This window comes from Asticcacaulis sp. (assembly GCF_020217185.1).
GTDB lineage: Bacteria > Pseudomonadota > Alphaproteobacteria > Caulobacterales > Caulobacteraceae > Asticcacaulis.
In genome coordinates, this window is the sequence record NZ_JAIWNX010000313.1 from 1 (window position 1) to 5,159 (window position 5,159).

The window sequence follows — 5,159 nt, forward strand, 5'->3', positions numbered from 1 at the left end:
AAGCCCGACGGCTCAGGCCTCGTGCTGGTCGAACTGGCCCCCGATGTCACCCTCGACGACATCGCCGCCCAGACACAGGCCACCTATGAGGTCGCGCTGCGCTAAGGGCTGGAAGATTAGCCACGAACAACACGAAAAGAGCCGCGCCTTCTGGGGACAGCAACCCTGACGCCTGCGTTCACGATTAAATTTCTATTTCATATTTGACACCATGCGGCCAGGGATATAGCTAGACAGCTACATTCCTGCGAGGTTCCCTATGGATACGGTCATCTGCGAAAGCCCCGGCAAGCTGGTGCGCATTCAGCGCGACAAACCGGTGCGACAGGCGGGTGAGGTGCTGGTCCGCGTGCGCCGCGTCGGCATCTGTGGTACGGACATGCACATATTCCGTGGCACCCAGCCCTATCTCAGCTATCCGCGCGTCATGGGCCACGAACTGTCTGGCGAAGTTGCCGAGGCCCCGGAAGGTTCGGCGCTGAGCACGGGCGATGTGGTCTATATCATGCCCTATCTGTCGTGCGGCACCTGCGCGGCCTGCCGCAAGGGCCGCCCCAACTGCTGCATGAAGATTCAGGTGCTGGGCGTACACCGTGACGGCGGCATGACCGAATATATCAGCGTCCCCGAAGCCTTCGTCTTCCGGGCCACGGGCATCGGGCTCGACGAAGCGGCCATGCTGGAATTTCTCGCCATCGGCTGCCACAGCGTGCGCCGCGCGCAGGTGCAGCCCGGTCAGCGCGTGCTGGTCACCGGCGTTGGTCCCATCGGCATGGCCACGGCCCTCTTCGCCAAGCTGAAAGGCGCAGAGGTGACCGTGCTCGACGGGCAAAACACGCGCGTCGAGGTCTGCCTGAAAACGCTCGGCATGGACCACGGGGTGGTGCTGTCGCCCACTGCACGCGACGACCTGTCGGCCCTGACCGAAGGCGACTTCTATGACGCGGTGTTCGACGCCACCGGCTCACCCAAGGCCATCGAGGCCGGGTTCGGCTATGTTGGCCACGGCGGCACCTATGTGCTGATTTCGGTGGTCTCCGCCGACATCACCTTCAATGATCCGGAATTCCACAAGCGCGAAACCACCCTGCTGGGCAGCCGCAACGCCACGGTGGAAGACTTTGAAGAGGTGCTGAGCGCCATCCGCGCCGGGCTGATCCCCACGGCCGCGCTCAATACGCACCGCGCCGCACTGAATGACCTGCCTGACGTCCTGCCCGGCTGGACCGTGCCCGAAGCCGGGGTGATCAAGGCCTTGGTGGAGGTGTAGAGCGGCATGATTTCATGCCGCTCAAGCCGCCATTGAGGCGGCGGCCAAGGTGGCGGAGCCGCCGCCCGGCGAGGGCCAAACAAAAATTTCGATCATTATGTTTTACTAAACATAATGATCGAACCTCACAGACTTTTTGTGATTTGTAACTGAACTTGACACAGTCCTGCCTTGCAATTGCCGCATCGCAGCATATATGATGCAGGTGTTCGATGCCTTGCATCGATTGCCCTTCCTGGGCGTTTCCTCCCTGTAAACTGGCCGCGCCGCAATGCGCGGCTTTTTTTTGCCTGCGACCAAAGGTCCGCGAGGCCTTTTTGACGCCGCAGCGCGAAACGGCTATCACATTATCAGTAAGCCAATGGAATCGTGATGTCCGAACCGACCTACAGCGCGCCTGCCCTTGAAAAGGGTATTGAGATTCTTGAGTTTCTGGCCGGGCGGTCGGGCCCGCTGAGCATCGGTGAGATCTGCGCCGGAGTCGGCCGTTCGAAGGCCGAAATCTACCGCATGATCCTGACTCTGGAAGGCAAAGGGTATCTGCGGCGCGATATAGCCGGTCGCTACACCATGACCAGCCGCCTGTTCGATTTCGGTATGCTGTACCCGCCGCGCCAGAGCCTGATCGAAGCGGCCCTGCCGCATATGCGCGCTCTGGCCCGCGACAGCGAACAATCGTGCCACATGACCGTCCTGTCGCGTGAGCACATCGTCGCCATCGCCCGCGCCGAAAGCGAGAGTATGACCGCCTTCGGGGTTAAGGTCGGCTTCCGCGCCCCGGCGGCCACGGCCACGTCCGGGCGCATGATCTTCGGCTTCCTGCCCCTGCGCGATCAGCTCAACTGGTATCACACCATGCGTGGCCGCATTGACCGCCCTGTCCTGCGCGCCTTCCTTGACGAAGCGCGTGAAGCGAAGCGTCAGGGCTATCTGGTACGCGACAGTGCCTATACGCTGGGCATTGTCGATCTGGCCGTGCCGATCTTCGCCTCCCGCTCAAACCACGCCGTCGCCGCCCTGATCGTGCCCTTCATGACGCACGTGGTCTGCCATATGGACAAGCCGCAGGTGCTGGAGCGCCTGCGCCAGACGGCGCAGGCCATTTCCAGCGAGCTGTATTAAAGCTTCACAAGGCCCTCGGCCCGCAGGCTAAAGGTCGCCGACTGGCCTTTCTTAAGGGTAACGGGCAGGCGATGATCCCCCAGCACCAGCATCGCCTTTTCGCCAAAGGCGCTGCGGATCGTCACCCGCTCCAGCGTCATATCGGCCCAGTGGAGGTCCACCGTAAAGCCACCGCGCGCTTTCAGGCCCGTGACGTGCCCCTTCGGCCACGCCGTCGGCAGGGCCGGCAGCAGGATGATCTGATCGTCATAGGACTGCATCAGCATCTCGGTCATACCCGACGTGCCGCCGAAATTGCCGTCGATCTGGAACGGGGGGTGGGCGTCGAACATATTGGGATAGGTGCGCTCCGGCCCCAGCAGCAGTTTGAGGATACTGTGCGTGCGCTCCCCCTCGCCCAGCCGCGCCCACAGATTGATGCGCCAGCCGATGGCCCAGCCGGTGGACATGTCCCCACGCAGCTCCAGCGATTTTTTGGCTGCTTCCGCCAGTTCCGGCGTCTTGCGCGTGGTGATCTGATGCGACGGGAACAGGCCATAAAGGTGCGAGACGTGGCGATGGTGCAGGTCCGGTGCCTCCATATCCCAGTCGTCCTTCCATTCCTGAAGCTGACCGGCCTTACCGATCTGGTTGGGCACCAGCCTGTCGCGCATGGCCAGAAGCTCAGCACGGAAGCCAGCATCGGTTTTGAGGATGTCCGCCGCCCGCGCCGTATTGGCGAACAGGTCGCGCAGGATCTGCATGTCCATGGTCGGCCCGGCGCAGATCGAGGTGCCGAACCTGTGCTCATTTTCCGGCGAGATAGAGGGCGCCGTGACCATGTAACCGGTCGCAGGGTCCTTCACCAGCGTATCGAGGAAGAACTGCGCCGCGCCTTTGAGCAGGGGGTAGATGTCTTTCAGATAGGCCGGATCACGGCCATAGTCGTAGCGATCCCACAGGTGCAGGCACAGCCACGCCCCACCCGTCGGCCAGGTGCCGTAGAAGGCAGCATCAATAGGTGCCGTGGCCCGCCACAGATCGGTATTGTGGTGCGCCACCCAGCCGCGCGCCCCGTACATGATCTTCGCGGTTTCAGCGCCGGTGACTGAAATCTCCTTCACCAGCCGCACCAGCGGCTCGGTCAGTTCCGGCAGGGCCGTCGGCTCAGCCGGCCAGTAGTTCATCTCGGTATTGATATTGATAGTGTATTTGCCACCCCACGGGGCGTTCAGCTTCTCGTTCCACAGGCCTTGCAGATTGGCGGGCTGCGTGCCCGGCCGCGAACACGATATCAGCAGATAGCGGCCATACTGATAATAGAGCGCCGCCAGCGCCGGATCGTTTTGCGATGGCGAGCGGGCAATGCGTTGCGCCGTCGGCTGATCGGCGGCCTCGGTGCGCCCGAAATCGACGTGGACGCGATCAAACAGCTCACTGTGCGCCTTCAGATGCGCCGCATAGAGGTCATCGAACGAACGCGTCGCGGCCCCGGCGATCTGGTCTTTCGTGATGATGGTCGGGTCGCCCGACACATCGCGGAACGATTTGTAGTTCGTCGCCGCCGCCATCAAGACCAGCACGCTGTCGGCCCCGCTGACGACAAGCTCATCGGTGCCGGTGCTTTGCTGGCCACCGCTCGCCACCACGCGCACGCGGCTTTCAAAGCGTAGCGCCCCGTCCTTGCCATTATGGCCGCCATTGCGACCCGACAGCACGATCTCCTGTGGGCTTTCGATGGCCACGGTCGCCATCTGCGGCGTTTCAAAGCCGAGCTGGAAGCTGATCTTACCCGGCTTATCGGCACTCAGGCGCATCACCAGCACCTGATCGACCGGGCTTATGAAGGTTTCGCGCTTGTAGGTCACGCCGTCCTGACGATAGGTCACGGTCGAAAGCGCCTTGGTCAGGTCCAGTTCCCGGCGATATCCACTGGCATTGGACGATGGCCCGAAGGTCAGGGTCAGCTCACCGATCGTCTGATACGACACCTGCCGCACCGGATTGCCCATGAAATGGGCGTCAATAAGCCTTTGTGCCTCAACATATTTGCCCTCAAAGATCAGCTTGCGGATCTGCGGCAAGGCCGCCGGGCCATCGGGATTGGCCGGCTGATACGGCGCCCCGGCGTACAGGGTATCTTCGTTCAGTTGCAGCCGCTCGCGCGCCACGCCGCCAAACACCATCGCCCCCAGGCGTCCGTTGCCCAAGGGCAGGGCCTCGGTCCATTCGATAGCCGGCTCGCGATACCACAGGGTAAGGTCGTTGCTTGCGGTTGGGCGGGTTTGCGCGGCGGCAACCTGCGGCACAAGCGCGGCCAGCGAAAGACCAGCGGATAGTTTGAGCGTTTCACGACGACTGAACGTCATTTTGGGGTTCCCTCTCTGAATTATGTTTTATGGAACCATAGCCGTTTTACGGGCGAACGGAAGCGTCAAATGCGAACAACCAACCCAGGCCGTCATTTCGCAGCGTGGCTTGGCTGGATCGGTAGCTATCGGATAGCCGATCACAGCTAAAGCCGCGCCATTCTGGCAAACCAAACGGCACGCAATCGTTTTTATTTCCCCAACGGACGTTTTGCCCCTTTTCAGGGCCACAAAGCTCGGCATAGGTTGCGCCACCGGTGTCACAGGCACCCAAAGCAAGGAAAGCCCCGGCACAGGGGCCCTGCCCATACAGAGAAAAAGGAAACATCTGCATGACCGCCTCCGCCTCACCGGCCGCGACGGGCCCGGTCACCCGCTATCGCTGGGTGATCTGCGCGCTGTTGTTCATCGCCATCGGC

At 62.0% G+C, this 5,159-nt stretch carries 4 protein-coding genes and 1 pseudogene; 3 read left to right on the forward strand and 2 right to left on the reverse strand.

The window, feature by feature from the left end; translation table 11 throughout:
• The 3 genes and pseudogenes from LDL37_RS16150 to LDL37_RS16160 all read left to right on the forward strand — a co-directional run.
• A pseudogene (locus tag LDL37_RS16150) lies at window positions 1–105 on the forward strand (succinyl-CoA--3-ketoacid-CoA transferase); the annotation flags it as partial.
• Window positions 106–259: 154 nt separating this feature from the next.
• Window positions 260–1,270: a zinc-binding alcohol dehydrogenase family protein gene (locus tag LDL37_RS16155; protein ID WP_290799900.1), complete on the forward strand. Its 1,011-nt coding sequence runs from the start codon at window positions 260–262 to the stop codon at window positions 1,268–1,270.
• A gap of 372 nt (window positions 1,271–1,642) precedes the next feature.
• On the forward strand, window positions 1,643–2,392 hold the full coding sequence (locus LDL37_RS16160) for an IclR family transcriptional regulator (RefSeq protein WP_290799902.1): 750 nt from the start codon (window positions 1,643–1,645) through the stop codon (window positions 2,390–2,392).
• Here LDL37_RS16160 and LDL37_RS16165 read toward each other — a convergent pair.
• Together LDL37_RS16165 and LDL37_RS16170 are read right to left on the reverse strand one after the other, a co-directional pair.
• A complete protein-coding gene (locus LDL37_RS16165; protein ID WP_290799904.1) occupies window positions 2,389–4,740 on the reverse strand; it encodes a glycoside hydrolase family 95 protein in 2,352 nt (783 codons plus the stop codon). The two genes, LDL37_RS16160 and LDL37_RS16165, sit on opposite strands and share 4 nt — an antisense overlap.
• Before the next feature lie 46 nt (window positions 4,741–4,786).
• Window positions 4,787–5,074 carry a hypothetical protein gene (locus LDL37_RS16170; protein WP_290799905.1) on the reverse strand — a complete coding sequence of 96 codons (288 nt, stop codon included), beginning with the start codon at window positions 5,072–5,074 and terminating at the stop codon, window positions 4,787–4,789.
• Window positions 5,075–5,159: the final 85 nt, after the last annotated feature.

Bases quoted from the DNA above. Each gene is read 5' to 3' on its own strand.
- LDL37_RS16155 (WP_290799900.1), top strand. From the start codon at position 260: ATGGATACGGTCATCTGCGAAAGCCCCGGCAAGCTGGTGCGCATTCAG.
- LDL37_RS16160 (WP_290799902.1), top strand. From the start codon at position 1,643: ATGTCCGAACCGACCTACAGCGCGCCTGCCCTTGAAAAGGGTATTGAG.
- LDL37_RS16165 (WP_290799904.1), bottom strand. From the start codon at position 4,740: ATGACGTTCAGTCGTCGTGAAACGCTCAAACTATCCGCTGGTCTTTCG.
- LDL37_RS16170 (WP_290799905.1), bottom strand. From the start codon at position 5,074: ATGCAGATGTTTCCTTTTTCTCTGTATGGGCAGGGCCCCTGTGCCGGG.